Origin of the sequence: Silicimonas algicola (genome assembly GCF_003970735.1) — a bacterium.
Lineage (GTDB): Bacteria > Pseudomonadota > Alphaproteobacteria > Rhodobacterales > Rhodobacteraceae > Silicimonas > Silicimonas algicola.
The window spans coordinates 3,922,320-3,940,847 of sequence record NZ_CP034588.1 but is presented as its reverse complement, the minus strand read 5'-3'; the positions used below and the strand labels follow the sequence as shown (position 1 = coordinate 3,940,847).

Below are 18,528 nucleotides of genomic sequence, written 5' to 3'. Positions count from 1 at the left end.
AGCCCTATCTGACCCCCGTGCGGGGAGACATGAAAGGACACATGATGCTCCGGATCGCCACCCTTTTCGCCCTCGCCGCCACCCCCGTCTCGGCCCTCTCCTGCCTCCCCCCGGACCCCGTGAGGATGTACGAAGCCGCCCGCGATTCCGACGAAACTTTCGTTATATTCAAGGGGCATAGCGTCGGCACCGCCCAGATCCGCCTGCCGCCCCGCAACGTCCCCGACGCCAGCGCGATCAGCCGGATCCGCATCGAAGGCGCCTCCCTCGGCCCCACCGGTTTCTCCGATCCCGTCGAGGCCCAGGTCTCCCTCGTCCTCGACTGCACCAACATCTGGTGCGCCGACCCCCCAGATCTCTCCGGCGAGTTCCTCGCCGCCGTCCAGGCCACCTCCCAAGGCCCCGTCATCACCGTAAGTCCTTGCGCCGACAATGTTTTGCCCGCAACCGAAGACGGCGTCGCCCGCCTTCTGGCGTGCCACGCAACAGGCGACTGCCGCGCCCCTCTGCCCTGATGTGTCCTGTGTTCCTTCTGAGGGAAGAGACGCCCGCGGGGTCCGGTCAGAACCATGGGGACGAGGATTAGGTTTTCCTCCCGACCCCGCGAACGTGCACCCTTAACCACCCTCACTCATCACACCCACCCTCACGCTTTCGCGTCACTGGTTACCTCGCCTCCACGGGCTGTCACAGACCTGCAATTGGCCACCCGTCGGCGTTGAAATACGATCTCAAATCAAGGTCTTCACTTGCGACCCACGAACACCCTGCGCCCTGGTTGCCGTTGGGTCAATCGGGGGTCCCCGGCCTTGCGTGAGCCTATCGTGAAACTGTTGGGGTGCCCGTGAAGGGATGCCGTGAAGGCGAACTGGCAATGAGAACAAAACATGAATATCATCCCCGCATGACATGGATTCGCCTTTTGCCGCCTCTCTTGCGACCCGGGTGCGAGGGACTCGGATGAGCTTTGCCGAACTCTCCGCGACGTCAAACTTCACCTTCCTGACAGGGGCCTCCCACCCCGAGGAGTACGTCGACCGCGCCGCGCTTCTCGGCCTGTCGGCCATCGCCATCGCGGACGAGAACTCGGTCGCGGGGATCGTGCGCGCGCATGCACGGGTGAAGGAGATCGCGCGCCAGGTGCGCGAGCGGCAGGAGGCCGCCCTGATCGGTCCCCCGGTTCCCGTCACGGCTTGGGAGGTCAAGCAGCAGGTCTACGAAAGCTATCCGGGCGGCAAGGCCCGGCAAAAGCACGGCACCCTCTCGTCGGTCGAGACGACCGAGCCGGGCACGCCCGTCGCAGGGTTCGAGACGCGGGTGGCGCCTCCTCCTCCGCTCGACGCCTCGGCGGCGATCCTGAATGTGCCGCGTCTCGTGCCCGGCGCGCGGATCGTGCTCGAGACAAGGTTCTCGGTCACCGCGCTGCCGAAGGATCGCGCGGGCTGGGGAAGGCTCTGCCGGCTGATCTCGCGCGGGCGACTGCGGGCCGAGAAGGGATCATGCGTCCTGCGCCTCGACGATCTTGTGGAATTCGGCGAGGGGCTGGCGCTTCTGATCCACCCGCCGGGCCGAGACGGGCGCAAGGGATGGCGCGACCAGGTGCGGCGACTGGCGCGGGCCTTTCCCGGTGACTGCCACCTTATCCTCTCGCCCCGCTACGACGGGCAGGACGCCGAGAGGTTCGACAAGCTGGCGTCGCTGGCGGATGGCCTTGGCCTGCCAACCGTCGCCTCGGCCTGGCCGATCATGCACCACGGCGCGCGTCGCCGTCTCGCCGATGTGCTGACCGCCGTCCGGACGGGCGTGAAAGTCGACCAACTCGGTCGGTCCGCGCTGGCCAACGCCGAGCAGAGGCTGCGGACCGAGGACGAGATGCGCCGCTTTCTCGGTTCCCATGCCGAGGCAGTCGATCGTGCCGCAGCCCTGGCCGAGAGCCTGACCTTCTCGCTGGACGAGCTGCGCTATGAGTATCCCTCCGAGGTCTCCGACGGCGAGACTGCCCCGGACCGCCTGCGCCGCCTGTCGATGAAGGGGCTGAAATGGCGCTATCCCTCGGGCGCGCCGGATCATGTCCGCAAGCTTCTTGAGCACGAGCTGACGCTGATCGCCAAGCTGCGCTACGAGCCCTACTTTCTCACCGTCCACGACATCGTCGACTTTGCCCGTTCGCGCGGCATCCTCTGTCAGGGCAGGGGCTCGGCGGCGAACTCGGTCGTGTGCTATTGCCTCGGCGTCACTTCGGTCTCGCCCGAGATCGGCACGATGGTCTTCGAGCGCTTCGTGTCGGAAGCCCGCGACGAACCGCCAGACATCGACGTCGACTTCGAGCACGAGCGGCGCGAAGAGGTGATCCAGCACATCTACGAACGCTACGGCCGCCACCGCGCCGGACTCTGCGCGACGGTCATCCATTATCGCGGCAAGCGCGCGATCCGCGAAGTGGGCAAGGTCATGGGGCTGACCGAGGACACGATCAGCGCCATCTCCTCTCAACTCTGGGGCTTCTTCGACACCAGCGGAATGGCGGACAAGCAACTGCGCGAGATCGGGCTCGACCCGACCGACAGGCGGCTGGCGCAGACCCTCGACCTGATCTTCCAGATCCAGGGGTTTCCCCGGCACCTGTCGCAGCACGTCGGCGGCTTCGTCATCACGGAAGGACGGCTGGACGAACTGGTGCCCATCGAAAACGCGACGATGGAAGACCGCACCGTCATTTGCTGGGACAAGGACGACATCGACGCGCTTGGCATCCTGAAGGTCGATGTATTGGCGCTTGGAATGCTGTCCTGCATCCGCAAGGCGTTCGACCTGATCCGCGGGCACCACCAGGCAGACTGGACGCTGGCGACGCTCCCGCCCGAGGACCCGGACGTCTACGACATGCTGTGCCGGGCGGACTCGCTGGGCGTGTTTCAGGTCGAGAGCCGGGCGCAGATGAACTTCCTGCCCCGGATGCGGCCGCGGACCTTCTACGATCTGGTGATAGAGGTGGCGATCATCCGGCCCGGTCCGATCCAGGGCGACATGGTGCATCCCTATCTCCGCCGCAGGAGGGGAGAGGAGAAGGTCGAGTTTCCCTCGGATGAGCTTGGCCGCGTCCTGGGCAAGACCCTGGGCGTGCCGCTGTTCCAGGAGCAGGCGATGCAGATCGCCATCGTGGGCGCGGGCTTCACCCCGGAAGAGGCCGATCGCCTGCGCCGGGCGCTGGCGACCTTCAAGAAGCACGGCAACGTATCCGAGTTCCGGACCCGCTTCCTGAAGGGGATGCGCGCGAACGGATACGAGGACGACTTCGCCGAGCGCTGCTTCAGCCAGATCGAGGGCTTTGGCAGCTACGGTTTTCCCGAAAGCCACGCCGCCAGCTTCGCGCTTCTCGTCTATGCCTCCTCCTGGCTCAAGCACCATCACCCCGGCATTTTCGCCTGCGCGCTCCTGAACTCACAGCCCATGGGATTCTACGCACCGGCCCAGATCGTCCGCGACGCCCGTGAGCACGGCGTCGAGGTCAGGCCTCCCTGCATCAACGCCTCGACTTGGGACAGCGCGATGGAGCCGGACCGGAAGGGGGGCCTCGCCCTGCGGCTGGGGTTCCGTCAGATCAAGGCGCTGCGTGAGGAGGATGCCTCCTGGATCGTCGCCGCGCGCGGCAACGGCTATACCTCGGTCGAGGACGTCTGGCGCCGGGCCGGGGCCGATCCCAAGTCGCTGCGCGTGCTGGCCGAGGCCGATGTCTTCGCCTCGCTTGGCCTAAACCGCCGTCAGGCGCTCTGGTCTGCTGCCGCGCTTGCTTCCGAGAAGCCGCTCCCGCTGTTCGCCGGGGACCTGGACGGAGAGGGGATCGTCGAGGCGCTGGCGGACCTGCCTGCCATGACCATGGGCGAGGAGGTGGTCGAGGACTACGTCGCCATGAGGCTCACGCTACGCGCGCACCCTATGGCTTTCCTGCGTCATCGACTGACCCCGGGCGCCGAGCCGCTCGAACCCGTCGAGGGCGCCGTCTTCCATTCGGGGTTCGACCGGGCGACCGGCCTCATGCGCACAGACCTGTGGGGGGCGGAAGGCGCCACGGATCCGCGTCGGGAAAGCAAGGTGCATTGACGCACCGGAGCGCCCTTCAGATCAGCCGGTGGTGCAGCGCTTTTCGGCTTCCTCGATCATCGCCGTTGCGCCCAGAAGAGAGAAGGTGTCCTTCGTCTCGGTCCCGCGCGACGAACGTGCGGTCACCACCGCATCCGATCCCCGCTTCATGGCGGTCACGATCTTCTGATCCTCGGCCGGCGTGGCGGGCCAGGCGTACTCGCCCTCGGTGAACATCTCGAAGGTCGCCCCACCCACCTCCAGCGTGACGGTCGAGCCGTCGGCGAAGGGATAGCCGCCGGTGAAGCTGACCTCGCCTGCGATGCTTTCGCCAGGCCGGTAGGTCACGAAGAGAAGAATATCGCCGCGGCGAACCGATACGACCCGGTCGTCGCGGGTGTTGACCGTCTCGCGCGGGGCGGTGACCGCCCAGCATTCCTTGGGCTCGTCACCCTCGAACACGGCCCAGTCCGTCTCGGCAGCGACCCGGTTCGTTTCCTCCTGCGCCAGCGCCCCGCCGCTGACCGAGAGAAGCGCGACCGCCGCGAAAATCGAGAGAATGCGTGCTGTAGCCATCGTCCTGCCTTGTATCTTCGCTCGGGCCGCCGATCTTGCGTCTGCTGTCCCGGTCCCAAAAGCCCCTGTCCAGTGGGAGTCCAATACCTTAACTCACGCCGGTGATGGAACCCCCCTGAAGGCGGAAAATCGCCGCAGCGCAAAGGAGAGCGAAGATGACCGAAGCTGTGCCGCTGGCCGAGATCTACCGGGGTAAATTTCTGGAGTCCCTGCATTTGGGCCACGCCGTCGTGTCGCGGGCAGACGGCGAGATCGTGGAAGCCTGGGGCGATCCCGATCTCGTCGTGCTGCCGCGTTCGTCGATCAAGATGATGCAGGCCCTGCCGCTTCTCGAGACCGGAGCGGGCAGCGACCTGTCGACCGAACGGCTTGCGCTGGCTTGCGCGTCGCATTCCGGAGAGCGTCGGCATGTCGAGAAGGTGGGTCGCTGGCTGGCGGACCTGGGCCTGGACGAGCACGCGCTTTGCTGCGGGCCACAGGTCTCGCGGAACCCGGAGTTGAGAGACCAGATGATCCGCTCCGGCGAACCGGTTACGCGGCTGTTCAACAACTGCTCGGGGAAGCACGCGGGCTTTCTGACCGTCGCGCGCCATATCGGTGCGGGTCTCGACTATGTCGATCCCGAGAACCCGGTGCAGAAGCAGGTGCGCGAGGCCTTCGAGGACATGTGCGGCGAGGACAGTCCTGGATTCGGAATCGACGGCTGCTCGGCGCCGAACTTCGCGGCCAGCCTGAAGGGCATCGCGATCGCGATGGCGCGCTTCGCGGTGGCCGGTCATGGTAGCGGCGCACGTGACACTGCAGCGGCACGTCTGCGCGACGCAATGATCGAACATCCCGAACTCGTAGCGGGTAGAGGCCGGGCTTGCGCACAACTGATGCAGGCGGCCAAAGGCCGAGCCGCGATAAAGACCGGCGCCGAAGGCTTCTACACGGCCATCCTGCCTGAACTCGGTCTGGGCGTCGCACTGAAGGTGGCAGATGGCGCAACCCGCGCCTCGGAACTAGCGATCGCCGCGATCCTCGTCCGCCTTGGCGTTCTCGACCCCAAGGACCCTATCGTGGCCAGCTTCCTGCATCGTCCGATCCTGAACTGGGACGGCCTCAAGACCGGCTTCGAGCGCCCGGCCGAAGGACTTCTTCCCGCCTGACCTTGCGCGATTGCCCTTGCGTCGCCTCCGAGATATGTCCCCGCGGACCGATCGAAGGGAAGGACGGACCATGTCGAACGCCGCGCTGGAAACCGCCATTGAAGCCGCGTGGGACGCCCGCGACGGGATTACACCCGCAACCCGGGGCGAGACCCGCGACGCGATCGAGGAGACGCTGTCCGCGCTCGACGCTGGCACGCTTCGGGTGGCTGAACGGCAGGCGGACGGGGCGTGGCGCGTTAACCAGTGGGCCAAGAAGGCGGTGCTCCTGGGCTTTCGCCTGAAAGACATGGAGATGCAGCCCGGCAGCCCCCAAGGCGGCGCCTGGTGGGACAAGGTCGACTCGAAATGGAAGGACTGGGGTGACAACCAGTGGAAGGCCGCCGGTTTCCGCGCCGTTCCGAACTGCATCGTCCGCCGCTCGGCCTACATCGCGCCGGGCGTCGTGCTGATGCCGTCTTTCGTGAACCTTGGCGCCTACGTCGACACCGGCACGATGGTCGATACCTGGGCCACGGTCGGCTCCTGCGCGCAGATCGGGAGGAACGTCCATCTCTCGGGGGGCGTCGGCATCGGCGGCGTTCTCGAACCCATGCAGGCCGGCCCGACGATCATCGAGGACAACTGCTTTATCGGCGCAAGGTCCGAGGTCGTGGAAGGCGTCATCGTTCGTGAGGGTTCGGTCCTCGGCATGGGTGTCTTCATCGGACAATCGACCAAGATCGTCGACCGCGAGACGGGTGAGGTCATGTATGGCGAGGTCCCCTCGGGTTCGGTCGTCGTGTCGGGTTCGATGCCGTCGAAGAACGGCGTGAACCTCTATTGCGCGGTCATCGTCAAGCGCGTTGATGAGAAGACGCGGTCCAAGACGTCCATCAACGAGCTTCTTCGCGACTGACGCTGGGGTCGGCTTCACCGTCGATTCGCGGCGCCGTTCCATCCAGAACGAAACCCTGGTTGCGCAGGGTCTCGATGCGGAACCCCGTGTCGTGCGGGGCGAGCTTCTTGCGTAGGTAACCGATGTAGACGTCGACCACGTTCTCGCTGGTCGACCCGCCGGACCAGAGCGCGTCGAAGATGTCGCCGCGCGGCACGGGCGATCCGGCATGACGGGCGAGGAAAGCGAGAAGGCTTGTCTCCCTCTCTGTCAGGTCGATGTCGCCCGAGCCGCAGAGAAGCCGGCGGCTCTCGATCTCGATGACGCAGGGAACGGGCTCGTCACGGTGGATGCGCAGTTCCTGAACCCTGAGCCGCGCGGCCAGCTCGTCGAAGCTGAAAGGCTTGACGACATAGTCGTTTGCCCCTGCCTCAAGTCCCGCCGCGCGGTCCTCGACGTCGGCCAGGGCCGAAAGCATGAGGATGGGCATTGCGACCCCCCGCCGACGAGCTTCACGCACGAGGTCCAGCCCGCTGTCGGCACCGAGCATGACGTCCACGATGGCAGCCGCGAAATTACCGTTCTCGAGCCGGTCCAGCGCGACGTCGGCCCGGTTCGCGGTCTCGCCATCGAAGCCGTGTAGCGCCAGGCCGCGCAGGACGGCCGACGTGATCTCGGGGTCATCGTCGACGACCAGAAGCCGTGTCGTCATTGCGGCACCCTAGCGGTCTGCCCGGGGCAGGCGAAGGGCGATCTTGGTGCCCGCTGCGGCCCCAAGAGCCTCGCCCTGCGCGACCGGGCTTTCTACCTCGATGGTGCCGCCGTGCGCCTCGACAACCCACCTCGCGAGGCAAGTCCCAACCCGAACCCCTGCGCCGCATTCGCCTCGCCTTGGGCGAAGCGCTCAAAGACGCGCGCGCGATCTCCAGGCGAGATGCCAGGACCGTTGTCGATGACCTCGATCCCCATCGCGGCGGGCTCGGTTGCGAACCGCAGGCGGACCGCTCTTCCGTCGCGCGCGTGGCGGATGGAATTGCGGACAAGGCTTACGAGAACCTGGCGGATCCAGTTGCCGTCCACGACGAGGTCGATACCGGGCGGCTCCTCGATGGCAAGGACCATGCCCGCATTGTCGATCTCGGCGATAATTTCGGCCCTCACATCCGCGACGAGTGCGGGCAGGGAGACAGGACCGGCGTCCAGTTGAAGCTGACCGCTTTCGGATCGCGCGACACGCAGCAGATCCTCGATCCGCCGGGTCAGGCGCGCGGCGCGGGACTGGATGGTTCCGAAGGCCGCGCCCGCCTCACCGCCCCGCTGCGCGCCGATCTCCGCCTCCATCAGGATCACGGTCAGCGGCGTGCGAAGCTCGTGGCTTACGTCCGCGAAGAAGCGTCGCCGGTTCGCGTCGATCTCGGCCAGCGTCGCGTTGGCGCTTCGCAAAGCGTCGGTTCGTTCGGCGATAGTCTCGTTCAGCCGCTCCCATTCCGCTTCCACGGTCTCTTGACGGACCGCGAGGGCGGAGGCCATGCGGTTCGTCTCGGCGTAGATCCGGCCGATCTCGTCCGTCTCGCCTTCGGGAAGCGTGACGCCGAAGTCCTCTCCGCCGATTTTCCGGGCCGCCTCGCGCAGCCGATCGAGGCGCGAGAACTGGGGCCGGATCAGTCCGAAATAGAACAGTGCCACGGCGAAAAGCGTGAGAGTCGCGATGGACAGGGCCGCCAGACGAAGACGTTCCCGCAGCGTCTCGATGCTCGACAGGACGCCTGCACGAAACAGAAGCTCGGTATTCACGGCCTGGCTGAGGAGGGGATCGAAGCCCGAGGCGAAGATGTCGATGCTGGCTTGAAGGGCGGCGGTGTCCGAGGTGTCGGCGGCGAGGGCGCGCAGGGTGTTGTCGAGAAGCGCCTCCATCCGGGCAATGCCGAGAGATTGGGTGCCGAAGCGGGATTGCTCGTCGAGACCCAGGTCGCGCGCATCCTCGACCGCGCTTTCGACGTCGGTGCGCAACATGCTGAAGGTTCGCCGTAGGGGCTGCGCAGCGGACTCCACCCTGTCCTGACGCGTTGCGGGCGGCTGGCCCCTGTGGACGGCCTCGGTCGCGACAACAAGGAAACCCGCGGCTTGGGTCGAAAGCGAGGCATAGCTGTCCATCCGCGCTTCGGTGGCGAGAGCCTTGTCTAGTCGCAGGGCAACCGCCTCCATCCCCAGCCAGAGGATCAGGGCAGTCAGAAGAGTTGCGGCTCCAAGTGAAACCGCGCCCGCCGCCAGCCGTGTCTTGAGCGAAAACTGTCGCATACTAGGCGCTCATCATGGGTCCGAAGTGCCACTTTCCTGTGCTTTTTCGGCGTCAGGTCGATTTTCCAGACGTCAGAGCTAATTCGCCGAAGGGAAATGTTCGGACTTTTGGACTACCCTGTCTTTCAGGGAGGTTCCACGCCACGAGACCTAATGAACCGATATGATCGAACTTCTCTTCGTCGTCTGCCTGGCCGGGTCCACAACCGAGTGCCAAGAGCAAAGCCTGCTTTATCAGGACATCTCGACCCAGACCTGCGTTTTCGCCGCTCAGCCCGAGCTTGCCAAATGGGTCGAAACTCACCCGAATTTCCGCATTCGAAGCTGGAAGTGCCAGCCTCTGAACTTCGAGGAGCGCGAGACCTGAGACGTCCACTCAGACTTTCCTGAACATCAGCCCGCGTGACGGGTCATAAGCCCAGACCGCAAGGGCCGACAGCACGACCGTGCTGCCCACGACCACCGCCAGCGCCAACCAGTCCATCTTCAGGTAGAGCAGGAAGCGGATGAGCTCGACCGCGTGGGTAAAGGGGTTCAACGCGCAGATCTCCTTCAGAAGCGGGGAGCTTTCCGCCATCTTCCAGAGCGGGTAAAGCGCCGATGACAGGAAGAACATCGGGAAGATGACGAAGTTCATCACCCCCGCGAAGTTCTCGAGCTGGCGGATCACGCTGGACAGAACCAGCCCGAGCGACCCCAGCATCATCCCTCCCAGGACGAGGCCGGGCAGGACCGCGACATAGCCGAGTGGCGGCATGTCGATGCCGAACATCGCGGCGATGGCGAGAAAGGCATAGACCTGTATGACCGAGATGATCGTCGCCCCGAACAAGCGCGTCATCAGAAGCCACCATCTGGGAAATGGGCTTGTCAGCAAGATGCGCATCGATCCCGTCTCCCGGTCATAGACGAGGCTCAGCGAGCTCTGCATTCCATTGAAGAGCAGCACCATCGCACAGAGGCCCGGCACGACGTAGGTCTCGTAGGTGATGTACGTCTCGTAGGGAGGCATGATCGACAGGCCAAGCGCGGCACGAAAACCTGCGGCAAACACAAGAAGCCAGACGAGGGGACGGACGAGGGCCGCAAGAAACCTCTCGCGCTGGTGGATGAAGCGCAGGAACTCGCGCGAGATTACCGCCTGAGCTACGCGCATATACCCCGTCATGCGGCCTCCTCGGTCCGGGCCAGGAACCAGTCCTGAAGATCCTGGCCGCCGCGCACTTCACCCGTCTGGCCGCTGGCGACGATGCGGCCCTTGTGAAGCACGAGAAGCTGGTCGCTGTCCTCAACCTCGTCGGTGAGATGCGTCGTCCAGAGAACCGAGACGCCTTGGTCCGCAAGGTCGTGGACGTGACCGGTGATCGCTCGCCGGGCCGCCGCGTCCAGACCCACGGTCGGCTCGTCCAGCATGAGGACGCTGGGCTCATGGAGAAGGGCGCGGGCAAGCTCCATGCGCCGCCTGTGCCCTCCGTTGAGCGCGCGAACCTTTTCGCCCGCCCTCTCGCGCATACCAAGCCGATCGAGTGACCTGTCGATCCGTACAGAGGCGTCGCGCCTCGACAGACCGTGGAGAGCGGCGAAGTAGAACAGGTTCTGCCGGACCGTCAGATCGAGGTCGAGCGTCGGCTGCTGGAACACCACGCCGAGCGCGGCAAGAGAGCGTCGCGGCGCCCTGGCAAGGTCATGACCGGCAACGACAATCGAACCTTCTCGAGAGACAAGGAGCCGGGTCAGCAGGGCCACGAGCGTCGATTTACCCGCACCGTTCGGTCCGAGCAACGCTGTGAAGCTGCCGCGGGGAACGTCGAACGACACGCTGTCCAACGCGAGCTTGCGACCGTATCGGAAACTCAGGTCCCGGACCGTCAGGCCGAATTCCATGCGACGGAACCTCCCCCGATCATGCCGTCAGACCCCCTTGTTTCCTGCTGAGACTGTGGCCTTGGGGACCTTTCGATGCAAGCGCCCCACAACACACACTTTCGTACCTATTGACCGGAATCGTTTGCAGGGATGCACTCTGCGAACCTTTAAAAAAGGGAGGAGAAGCAATGTCGAACCACAAATATCAGGGCGGCTGCGAGCACGTGGAAGTGTACTCGGACGCCGAGCCGATCGACAACCATGAATGCCACTGCAACGTCTGCAAGTCGGTGACGAAGCAGCATACGACGCACGTAGTTTTCTTCAACTACGGCGACCTCAAGGCATCCAGCGAGGGCAACATGAACCGGGTCCCGTTCAACGCCGAGAACCCGAACGGCCCTCTGGAAATCTGTCTCTGCAAGGACTGCAACGCCGTTCTGATGCTGGACGACAAGCAGAAGAGGATCCGCGTCGCGGTCCCGAACGTGATGAACTACGACCCCGCGCCGGGGCCGGCGAGCTATCACGCCTTCTGGGATGAAACGAAGGGCTATCCCAAGCCAGACGACGGACGTCCGGTCTACAGTGGCCTGCGTCCAGAATTCGCCTGGCCGGCAGGCGCCTGACGATCCGGACATCACCGGACCCGATCACGCCGGCGCGCCGCGGCGCGCCCGCGTGTCGTCCCGCACCCTGCGTCCTCCCGGCTTCGGCGGGGAGGACTAGGGGCAGCGGCATGGGAGGAATGCGGCGGGTACACTCCCGACCCTGTCGCATTATCCGGACCTTTTGCCGACCCTCTCCGGCCGCGTCGCAGGGTGTGCGACGGCCTGCGCCCGCGACGACCGGCGCAGGCCGTCCTTGCGTACTTGGGCGGCGGAACTACCCTGAAATGACCACGCAACCGGAATTTTCATGAACGCAGTCACCGACGCTTCCGCCGCAGGGGTACGCGACCTTCAGGCTTTGCTGGCCGCTCGGCTGATCGGGCATGACAGGCTGGTCGAACGGATGCTGATCGCGCTTCTGACTGGCGGGCACATGTTGGTCGAAGGTGCCCCCGGACTTGCGAAGACGCGCGCTGTCAGGGCACTGGCAGATGCCGTGTCGGGAACGAACGCCCGCATCCAGTGCACGCCCGACCTGATGCCGGCAGACCTGACCGGCACACCCGTCTGGCGCGCGCAGTCGGGGACTTTCGATTTCGTACCCGGTCCGGTCTTCCACAACCTCGTGCATGTCGACGAGATAAACCGTGCGCCGCCCAAAGTGCAGTCCGCGCTTCTCGAGGCCATGGCCGAGGGGCAGGTCACGTCGGGAGGCGAGACCCGCAAGCTGCCAGACCCCTTCCTGGTGGTGGCGACCCAGAATTCGATCGAGCACGACGGGACGTTTCCGCTGCCCGAAGCGCAACTGGACCGATTTCTCCTGCACGTCGTCCTCGACCTGCCGGACCTCGAGACCGAGCGGCGCATCCTCGACCTTGTCGAAGCCGAGACCCTCGACGGTGCGCACCCGCCAGCGCCGATCTCTCTGGACAAGCTGACCGCGGCGCGCAACGAGGTCCGCCGCGTTCACCTGGCGCCCGAGTTGAGGGACTACATCGTGAGGCTGGTCGTCGCCACGCGCGATGGCGCGCTTGCGGGCGATGTAGGACATGCGGCCTCTCCACGCGGAAGTCTGGCGCTTGCAGCTGCGTCCCGGGCGCGGGCGTGGCTGGCCGGTCGCGACTATGCACTCCCCGAGGACGTGGCCGACCTTGCGCGCGATGCGCTGGCGCATCGCATCGTGTTGAACTGGCGTGCGGTCGCCGAGGGCCGCACGGCGCGCGAGGTCGTGGGCGGCATCCTGGACGCGGTCGAACCCCTATGACCCGCGACGGGCTTCCGCCGGGCGCAACGCTGCGGCCAGAAGCCCTTATCGCTCTGCGCCGCCTGGCGCTTCGGGCTTCGGATGCGCCCGTTCTGTCGCCGCTGCCGGGCGGCATCGCGACCCGCCACAAGGGTGCCGGGCTCGAGGTCGCCGACCTTCGCGACTACGCGCCCGGCGACGATCTGCGCCACCTTGACCGAGGCGCCACGGCGCGCACCGGTCGGCCCCACGTCCGTCTGTTCCAGGAAGAGCGCGACCACATCGCCTGGCTTGTCGCCGACTTCGGGGCGTCGATGTTCTGGGGCATTACGCGCGCCTTCCGGTCCGTCGCCGCCGCCGAGACACTGGCCCTGATCGGATGGAGCGTCGTGGAAACCGGCGGGCGCGTCGGGCTGCTTGCCCTGACGCCGGTAGGACCGGTGATCGTCCCCGCGCGCCCTCGGGTTCGCGGGATGCTCGACGTCATCGCCGGCCTCGTCAGCGCCCATGGAGAGGCTCTGGACGCGATCCTCTCGGGTGAGACCCGGGCGGATCCTCCTCTCGACCGAGAACTCCTGCGGGCTGAAAGGCTGGCTGGCACTGGCTCGGGTCTGTTCATCGCCTCAGGCTTCGACATCGAGGGAGCGGGTCTCGCGGACCGCCTTGGGGACCTTGCGCGACGACGGGACGTATCGCTGTTCCTCGTGACAGCAGCGATGGCGGGACAGCTGCCTGCGGGCCGCTATCCCGTTCGCTTGTCGGACGGCCGACGCGTCCGCATCCGGGCCACTGGCGAAGGGACCGCGCATTCTGAAAGGGTGACGGTCGCGGGACGTCCGGCGCTGGTGGTCGACGCTGCCGATCCGCCCTCGAAGACTGCCATGCGGCTTGGTCTGCGCCACGCGGCGGGCAGGGCGGCATGAGCGAAGACGCAGCGACAGACGGCGCGATGAGCGAGGCCGCGATGCTGGCGAGCCTTCACGACATACGCCTTCCGGCCTCGGCTGCCGGCGGTGCATTTGCCGACGTGGCCGCTGCGGGAGCGATCGCCTGTGTCGCCGCGATCCTCGTCCTGGGTCTGCTTCGTCTCTTCACGGTCCGCCGGTCGAGGGGCCTTTCGGAGGATCCACTTCCTCTTGCGAACGGCTTGACCGACGCGGATCGCCGAGTGGCCCTGCTCCATCGGCTCAAGCGATTTGCGCCCGATATCTTCTCTAGGCTTCGCGCACGTCTCTACCGGCCAGGGGCGGTCACGCTGGAGGAGATCGAACGCGAGGCGGCGCGTCATGTTTGAGACGCTGCACTTTGCCGACCCATGGTTTCTTCTAGCGCTGCCTTTGCCCTTCATTCTGTCGCGCCTGGCGCAGACCACGTCCCCGGCCGGTCGCGCACTGATCCTGCCCGACCGCATTGGACATGCGCTGGTCGCGGCAGAAGGACGCTCGGTCACTGGGCAGGGCAGACTTCCGCTTCGGGTGGGGCTCTTGACGGCGATTTGGGTGCTTCTCGTCCTGGCGATTGCGAATCCGCGCGAAGTCGAGCCGGTCTCGGCCCTTCGCGTGTCGGGCCGCGATCTCGCGCTGGTCGTCGACCTGTCAGGGTCTATGGTGCGCGACGACTTCTTCCTGGACGGAACCGCGATCACTCGCCTCGACGCGGTCAAGAAGGTCGGCGCGTCGTTCGTGCGTGGACGAGGCGGCGACCGCATCGCATTGATCGTCTTCGGCTCTGAAGCCTATTACGCCTCGCCTTTTACCTTCGACGTCGAAGCGGTCGCGCGGCGGATCGAAGAGGCGGTGATCGGGATCTCGGGTCGCGCCACAAATATCTCCGATGGGCTCGGTCTCGCTCTGAAGCGCATGTCGAACAGCGAGGCGGCGACGCGGGTCGTCATCCTGCTGTCGGACGGGGTGAACAACGCCGGCGCCACCAATCCCCGCGGAGTTGCCGAACTGGCTGCCCGTAAGGGAATCAGAGTCCACACGATTGCGCTTGGACCGAAGGACCTCGACACCGCCGACGAAGGCGAGCTCGGAGTCGTCGATGCCAGAACGCTGTCCAGCATCTCCCGCATCTCGGGTGGAGAGAGCTTTCGGGTGCGCACGACGGACGATCTCGAAGCGGTCGCAACGGCGCTCGACGAGCTAGAGGCGACGGACAGCGACGGCCTCTCCGCCGAGGTCTTCCGCGAGCACTGGCCGTGGCCCGCGGGCGGCGCCCTGATCCTGATGCTGCTATTCGGTTGGAGGCAGTCGGCATGAGCCTGCCCGATCTCACGCTCCTCCGACCGCTTTGGCTTCTTGCCTTTGTTCCGCTTGCGCTGTCCGGATGGCATTTCTGGCGCAAGCAGGGCGCCCTCGGCGACTGGGTGAGAGTCGCTGACCGCGATTTGCTGTCGGCAATGGCTCGTTTCGGATGGGTTGATCCGGGCGGTACGCGCCGGCCCTTGCTCCTTCTCCTCTGCGCGGCAGCGGCTGTCGTGATCGCCCTTGCTGGCCCTGCGGTCCAACGGCGCGACACGCTGTCGTTCCGAAATCTGGACGGCGTTCTGTTCGTCGTCGATGCGTCACCGGACCTCGTGAAGACGTCATCGTGGCAGGATCTTCTGTTCACCGGCCGGTACGGGATCGGGGCGTTGCAGTCCCGTCCCGGGGGGATCATCGTCTATGCTGGAGACGCCTACGTCGCCACGGACATGACGCAGGACCATCTTCAACTTGGTCAGACCCTGTCCCTCATCGGCGCAGAGACCGTCCCCGACGCTGGCACCCGGCCCGACCGCGCTCTCGACCTGGCGGCTGAGATGTTGCGCGAGGCCGACATTCTTGCGGGCGACGTCATTCTTCTGACCGACGGCACGGGTCTCGGGCCGGACTCTCTTCGCGCCACCGAAGCCATCACCGCAACCGGTGCGCGGCTGTCGGTCGTGGCGGCGTCGGAGCCGGGACCCGAGATGGAGGCTCATGCTGCCCTCGGCCAGGGCATGGTTTTCGCGCCGCGCGACCTCGAGGCTTTCGGAGAATTTCTTGAAGCCGACGCTCGGACCAGGCTTGAACGGCAGGATATGCCGCTTCTCTTCTGGCGGGATCTCGGACGGGTCTTCGTCTTTCTGGCGCTGGTGCCGCTGGCCTTGCTTCTGACGAGATCGGGTCCATGAGGTCTCTCGCGCTCCTCGCCTTGGCCGCCCTAGCTGCGGCACTTCTTTCGGGAGGTCTCGCACCTTTCGGGCGAATTCTCCTCGCGCTCGACATGCCGCGCCTTTCCGCCATGGCGTTCGATGAGCCCGGCTGGAAAGGCGTCGCGCTTTATCGTTCCGGCGACTTCGAGGGATCGGCCGAAGCATTCGAGGACGCGGACATGCACTTCGACCAGGGGACGGCACTTGCACGCGCGGGAGACTATGCAGCCGCGCTCGAAGCGCTCGACGTGGCCATCGCGCGGGGCGATCCGACGGCACAGGCGAACTTCGACGTGGTATCCGCCTTCTACGCCAGTCTGGGCATCGACGCCGAGACGCTGGCCCTCTTCGCCCGGCCCAAGGAAGGGGTGACCACCGAGGCAAGCGTGGGAGAAGGCAGCGGACGGGCATCGGGCACGGGAAGCGATGTGACGAACGCGAACACCATGCTTGGCCTGGCCGCGCTGGAAAGCCGGGGCGAAGCTGGCGTGCGGCGCGTCTTCGACGACAAGTTCATGGTGGCGAACGACCGCTGGCTGTCTCAGCTGGCCGACGTTCCCGGCGCCTATCTCTCGGCCCGGATCCTTCAGGAGCACAAGCGACGACTGGCGGCGGGCGTATCTCCTGGGGAGGCAGACCGATGATGCGCCTGTTGGTCCTTTTGTGCCTTGTCCTTCCGGCGCTTGCCGTCGCCCAGACCCGCGAAGTGCTTCCTGAAGACCTGTCCCTGACCATCGAAATCGAGGACGCCGCCGAGCGGCTGGTGGGAGAGATGGTTCTCGTCACCATCAAGGGCACCTACCGCCGCCACATCACGCGGGAGTCGCTCAAGCAACCGGAGCTCGAGGGGTTCAGCTGGTCGCAGCTTGGCCAGGACATGTGGACGGAAGCGCGGATCAGGGGGCAGAAGGTGAAGGTCTTCACCCGGCGTATGGCGCTCTTTCCCGAACGGGCCGGACCCCTGACGGTCGGAGCGTTCACGCACGACCTTACCCTCACCGACGAAGGCGACGACTGGTTTGAACACGCCGTCCTGTCGCAACCTATCGATATCGAAGTGAAGCCGGCGCCCGAGGTTGAGGGCGTGTGGTTCCCCGTCAAGCGGCTGATCGTGAGCGACCAGTGGTCGAACGCACCCGACCAATTGGCGCCAGGCGAGGCCGTCCTGCGGGTGATCCGGGTCGAGGCGCTTGGAGTCACGCCCGAGATGATCCCGCCGATGCCCGAACTGAGGTCGCCCTCCGCGATGATCTTCCCGCACCCCGAGCAGCGGCTGGCCGAACTTACCCCCCGAAGGACCCGTCAGCTATGCCTTCTGGCGCTGGACGATCCGGCCCACGAACGACGTCTCGACGATCGTCGAGCCAATCACATTCCCCTATTTCGACACTGAGACGCGACAGTCGCTGGTAGCCGTCATCTCACCGCAGCGGATCGCTTATGGGGTGAAAGTGCCGTCAGATCCGCCGCCCGCCGCCGCACGGGTTCAAGAGGTACGGCTGCCCGGTTGGCCTGTCGCCAGTGCCGCAGCCCCGATCTTTCTCGGGGGGATTTCCGTCGGCCTGAGAGGCCGGACGGTCACGGCGAACGAGGTTCTCTGGCGCGTGCCCCGGATTGACCCATTGGCCCAGGGTCTGGTGAAAGCCGCGCGCAAGGGCGACGGCCGTGCCGCGCGGCGGATGGCGGCCCGCATGATCGAGCGCGACGGACCATCGCCGGCTCGCCAGGATCTCATCGCGTCGCTCGACCGCACCCTGTTCGATCCCGCCGGTGCGCCACCCGATCTCGCCCAATTTTCCCGTAGCTTCATTTCGGTAGGGAGCGAATAGGCGCCTGACCCTGCGGCAGAGCGGCCACATAAGTTGTGGAAACGGGGGACTGTTCCGCTAGCTTGTGGTCAGGGAGAATCATTATGTACATGTCGGCAGACCTGTCATCGACGGTGTCCATGTCGAGCGTGATGATCGTCGACGACCATCCGCTTTACAGTGACGCGCTTGCGGCGACGCTGACGCATATCTTCGAAAATTGCCAAATTCACCGGGCGGGCAGCCTGCTTGAGACTTTGGCGCTTCTGGACGAGGGGATCGAGCCCGACCTCATCCTTCTCGATCTCAAGCTCCCCGACGTTTCCGGCATTTCGAGCTTCGAGGAACTGACGGTCCGGCTTTCGAGGGCCCGCATCCTCGTGATCTCGTCGCTGGCCTCGCCCGAACTGGTCCGGTCGCTTCTCGATCGCGGGGCCATGGGCTTTCTGCCCAAGGAAAGCTCTGCCAAGACACTCAGGCACGCCATTTCCGAAATTGCTGCCGGCAGGCGCTATGTCCCGCCTGAGTACCGAGACGCGAAGGACGAGGAGCCGGAACAGGGTGACGAGCTTTGCTCTGTCTTCGGCGTGAACCCCCAGCTTGCACAACTCACGCCGCAGCAGAAGCGAATCCTGAAGCTCATATGTACGGGCAATCCGAACAAGCAGATTGCCTACGAACTGTCCTTGGCCGAAGCCACGGTAAAGGCACACATCACAGCCCTTCTGCGTCGACTCGGAGTCCGCAACCGGACGCAGGCGGCGGTCCTGGTCGAACAGCTTGCTGCCCGGTCTGGGGGCGGCGAACCGGAAATCCAGGCCTTCCTGAAGAACTGACGGA

20 protein-coding genes are annotated in these 18,528 nt (G+C 65.6%); 15 read left to right on the top strand and 5 right to left on the bottom strand.

Annotated features, from left to right (window positions below; all coding sequences use genetic code 11):
• Nucleotides 1-29 precede the first annotated feature (29 nt).
• Both EF888_RS19540 and EF888_RS19535 read left to right on the top strand, forming a co-directional pair.
• Nucleotides 30-515 (top strand): hypothetical protein, encoded by a 486-nt coding sequence (locus EF888_RS19540; RefSeq protein WP_126918614.1) that lies wholly within the window; start codon nt 30-32, stop codon nt 513-515.
• A 445-nt stretch (nt 516-960) separates the two neighbouring features.
• Nucleotides 961-4,101, top strand: coding sequence for an error-prone DNA polymerase (locus EF888_RS19535; RefSeq protein ID WP_109760464.1), 3,141 nt, complete (start codon nt 961-963; stop codon nt 4,099-4,101).
• 21 nt (nt 4,102-4,122) lie between these two features.
• On the opposite strand, the gene EF888_RS19530 is transcribed toward EF888_RS19535, so the two are convergent.
• Nucleotides 4,123-4,656 (bottom strand): invasion associated locus B family protein, encoded by a 534-nt coding sequence (locus EF888_RS19530; protein ID WP_109760465.1) that lies wholly within the window; start codon nt 4,654-4,656, stop codon nt 4,123-4,125.
• 155 nt (nt 4,657-4,811) lie between these two features.
• Here EF888_RS19530 and EF888_RS19525 point away from each other — a divergent pair, with 155 nt between their 5' ends.
• Both EF888_RS19525 and dapD read left to right on the top strand, forming a co-directional pair.
• Complete coding sequence (locus EF888_RS19525) at nt 4,812-5,807, top strand: asparaginase (RefSeq protein WP_109760466.1); 996 nt, start codon at nt 4,812-4,814, stop codon at nt 5,805-5,807.
• A 70-nt stretch (nt 5,808-5,877) separates the two neighbouring features.
• Nucleotides 5,878-6,705, top strand: coding sequence for a 2,3,4,5-tetrahydropyridine-2,6-dicarboxylate N-succinyltransferase (gene dapD / locus EF888_RS19520; protein WP_109760467.1), 828 nt, complete (start codon nt 5,878-5,880; stop codon nt 6,703-6,705).
• Here dapD and EF888_RS19515 read toward each other — a convergent pair.
• On the bottom strand, nt 6,683-7,396 hold the full coding sequence (locus EF888_RS19515; RefSeq protein WP_109760468.1) for a response regulator transcription factor: 714 nt from the start codon (nt 7,394-7,396) through the stop codon (nt 6,683-6,685). The two genes, dapD and EF888_RS19515, sit on opposite strands and share 23 nt — an antisense overlap.
• A gap of 92 nt (nt 7,397-7,488) precedes the next feature.
• The gene (locus tag EF888_RS19510; RefSeq protein ID WP_241239747.1) at nt 7,489-8,982 is read right to left on the bottom strand and encodes a sensor histidine kinase; all 1,494 of its coding nucleotides are present in this window, start codon (nt 8,980-8,982) and stop codon (nt 7,489-7,491) included.
• Between the two features lie 163 nt (nt 8,983-9,145).
• Here EF888_RS19510 and EF888_RS19505 point away from each other — a divergent pair, with 163 nt between their 5' ends.
• Nucleotides 9,146-9,349 (top strand): hypothetical protein, encoded by a 204-nt coding sequence (locus EF888_RS19505; protein WP_109760469.1) that lies wholly within the window; start codon nt 9,146-9,148, stop codon nt 9,347-9,349.
• Between the two features lie 9 nt (nt 9,350-9,358).
• Here the strand turns inward: EF888_RS19505 and EF888_RS19500 are convergent, their stop codons facing one another.
• Nucleotides 9,359-10,150: an ABC transporter permease gene (locus tag EF888_RS19500; protein ID WP_109760470.1), complete on the bottom strand. Its 792-nt coding sequence runs from the start codon at nt 10,148-10,150 to the stop codon at nt 9,359-9,361.
• Nucleotides 10,147-10,866 (bottom strand): ABC transporter ATP-binding protein, encoded by a 720-nt coding sequence (locus tag EF888_RS19495; protein WP_109760471.1) that lies wholly within the window; start codon nt 10,864-10,866, stop codon nt 10,147-10,149. The genes EF888_RS19500 and EF888_RS19495 overlap by 4 nt, the downstream gene beginning before the upstream one ends.
• A 170-nt stretch (nt 10,867-11,036) precedes the next feature.
• Between EF888_RS19495 and EF888_RS19490 the strand changes: the two genes are divergently transcribed.
• The 10 genes from EF888_RS19490 to EF888_RS19445 all read left to right on the top strand — a co-directional run bounded on the left by EF888_RS19490 (nt 11,037) and on the right by EF888_RS19445 (nt 18,524).
• Nucleotides 11,037-11,477 carry a GFA family protein gene (locus EF888_RS19490; RefSeq protein ID WP_109760472.1) on the top strand — a complete coding sequence of 147 codons (441 nt, stop codon included), beginning with the start codon at nt 11,037-11,039 and terminating at the stop codon, nt 11,475-11,477.
• A gap of 289 nt (nt 11,478-11,766) precedes the next feature.
• On the top strand, nt 11,767-12,723 hold the full coding sequence (locus tag EF888_RS19485) for an AAA family ATPase (RefSeq protein WP_109760473.1): 957 nt from the start codon (nt 11,767-11,769) through the stop codon (nt 12,721-12,723).
• Nucleotides 12,720-13,625, top strand: coding sequence for a DUF58 domain-containing protein (locus EF888_RS19480; RefSeq protein ID WP_109760474.1), 906 nt, complete (start codon nt 12,720-12,722; stop codon nt 13,623-13,625). Before EF888_RS19485 ends, EF888_RS19480 begins: the two co-directional genes overlap by 4 nt.
• Nucleotides 13,622-13,996: a hypothetical protein gene (locus EF888_RS19475; protein ID WP_109760475.1), complete on the top strand. Its 375-nt coding sequence runs from the start codon at nt 13,622-13,624 to the stop codon at nt 13,994-13,996. Before EF888_RS19480 ends, EF888_RS19475 begins: the two co-directional genes overlap by 4 nt.
• A complete protein-coding gene (locus EF888_RS19470) occupies nt 13,989-14,963 on the top strand; it encodes a VWA domain-containing protein (protein ID WP_109760476.1) in 975 nt (324 codons plus the stop codon). Before EF888_RS19475 ends, EF888_RS19470 begins: the two co-directional genes overlap by 8 nt.
• Nucleotides 14,960-15,859, top strand: coding sequence for a vWA domain-containing protein (locus EF888_RS19465; RefSeq protein ID WP_109760477.1), 900 nt, complete (start codon nt 14,960-14,962; stop codon nt 15,857-15,859). The genes EF888_RS19470 and EF888_RS19465 overlap by 4 nt, the downstream gene beginning before the upstream one ends.
• Nucleotides 15,856-16,524: a tetratricopeptide repeat protein gene (locus tag EF888_RS19460; RefSeq protein WP_109760478.1), complete on the top strand. Its 669-nt coding sequence runs from the start codon at nt 15,856-15,858 to the stop codon at nt 16,522-16,524. The genes EF888_RS19465 and EF888_RS19460 overlap by 4 nt, the downstream gene beginning before the upstream one ends.
• Nucleotides 16,521-17,273 (top strand): BatD family protein, encoded by a 753-nt coding sequence (locus EF888_RS19455; protein ID WP_109760479.1) that lies wholly within the window; start codon nt 16,521-16,523, stop codon nt 17,271-17,273. The genes EF888_RS19460 and EF888_RS19455 overlap by 4 nt, the downstream gene beginning before the upstream one ends.
• A 52-nt stretch (nt 17,274-17,325) precedes the next feature.
• Nucleotides 17,326-17,709: a hypothetical protein gene (locus EF888_RS21980; RefSeq protein ID WP_164721760.1), complete on the top strand. Its 384-nt coding sequence runs from the start codon at nt 17,326-17,328 to the stop codon at nt 17,707-17,709.
• 83 nt (nt 17,710-17,792) lie between these two features.
• Nucleotides 17,793-18,524 (top strand): LuxR C-terminal-related transcriptional regulator, encoded by a 732-nt coding sequence (locus EF888_RS19445; RefSeq protein WP_109760481.1) that lies wholly within the window; start codon nt 17,793-17,795, stop codon nt 18,522-18,524.
• Nucleotides 18,525-18,528 lie beyond the last annotated feature (4 nt).

Coding starts and splice junctions, on each gene's coding strand:
- EF888_RS19510 (WP_241239747.1), bottom strand. CDS start 8,982: ATGCGACAGTTTTCGCTCAAGACACGGCTGGCGGCGGGCGCGGTTTCA.
- EF888_RS19455 (WP_109760479.1), top strand. CDS start 16,521: ATGATGCGCCTGTTGGTCCTTTTGTGCCTTGTCCTTCCGGCGCTTGCC.
- dapD (WP_109760467.1), top strand. CDS start 5,878: ATGTCGAACGCCGCGCTGGAAACCGCCATTGAAGCCGCGTGGGACGCC.
- EF888_RS19500 (WP_109760470.1), bottom strand. CDS start 10,150: ATGACGGGGTATATGCGCGTAGCTCAGGCGGTAATCTCGCGCGAGTTC.
- EF888_RS19470 (WP_109760476.1), top strand. CDS start 13,989: ATGTTTGAGACGCTGCACTTTGCCGACCCATGGTTTCTTCTAGCGCTG.
- EF888_RS19525 (WP_109760466.1), top strand. CDS start 4,812: ATGACCGAAGCTGTGCCGCTGGCCGAGATCTACCGGGGTAAATTTCTG.
- EF888_RS19540 (WP_126918614.1), top strand. CDS start 30: ATGAAAGGACACATGATGCTCCGGATCGCCACCCTTTTCGCCCTCGCC.
- EF888_RS19505 (WP_109760469.1), top strand. CDS start 9,146: ATGATCGAACTTCTCTTCGTCGTCTGCCTGGCCGGGTCCACAACCGAG.
- EF888_RS19445 (WP_109760481.1), top strand. CDS start 17,793: ATGTACATGTCGGCAGACCTGTCATCGACGGTGTCCATGTCGAGCGTG.
- EF888_RS19535 (WP_109760464.1), top strand. CDS start 961: ATGAGCTTTGCCGAACTCTCCGCGACGTCAAACTTCACCTTCCTGACA.
- EF888_RS19495 (WP_109760471.1), bottom strand. CDS start 10,866: ATGGAATTCGGCCTGACGGTCCGGGACCTGAGTTTCCGATACGGTCGC.
- EF888_RS19465 (WP_109760477.1), top strand. CDS start 14,960: ATGAGCCTGCCCGATCTCACGCTCCTCCGACCGCTTTGGCTTCTTGCC.
- EF888_RS19475 (WP_109760475.1), top strand. CDS start 13,622: ATGAGCGAAGACGCAGCGACAGACGGCGCGATGAGCGAGGCCGCGATG.
- EF888_RS19515 (WP_109760468.1), bottom strand. CDS start 7,396: ATGACGACACGGCTTCTGGTCGTCGACGATGACCCCGAGATCACGTCG.
- EF888_RS19480 (WP_109760474.1), top strand. CDS start 12,720: ATGACCCGCGACGGGCTTCCGCCGGGCGCAACGCTGCGGCCAGAAGCC.
- EF888_RS19460 (WP_109760478.1), top strand. CDS start 15,856: ATGAGGTCTCTCGCGCTCCTCGCCTTGGCCGCCCTAGCTGCGGCACTT.
- EF888_RS19485 (WP_109760473.1), top strand. CDS start 11,767: ATGAACGCAGTCACCGACGCTTCCGCCGCAGGGGTACGCGACCTTCAG.
- EF888_RS19490 (WP_109760472.1), top strand. CDS start 11,037: ATGTCGAACCACAAATATCAGGGCGGCTGCGAGCACGTGGAAGTGTAC.
- EF888_RS19530 (WP_109760465.1), bottom strand. CDS start 4,656: ATGGCTACAGCACGCATTCTCTCGATTTTCGCGGCGGTCGCGCTTCTC.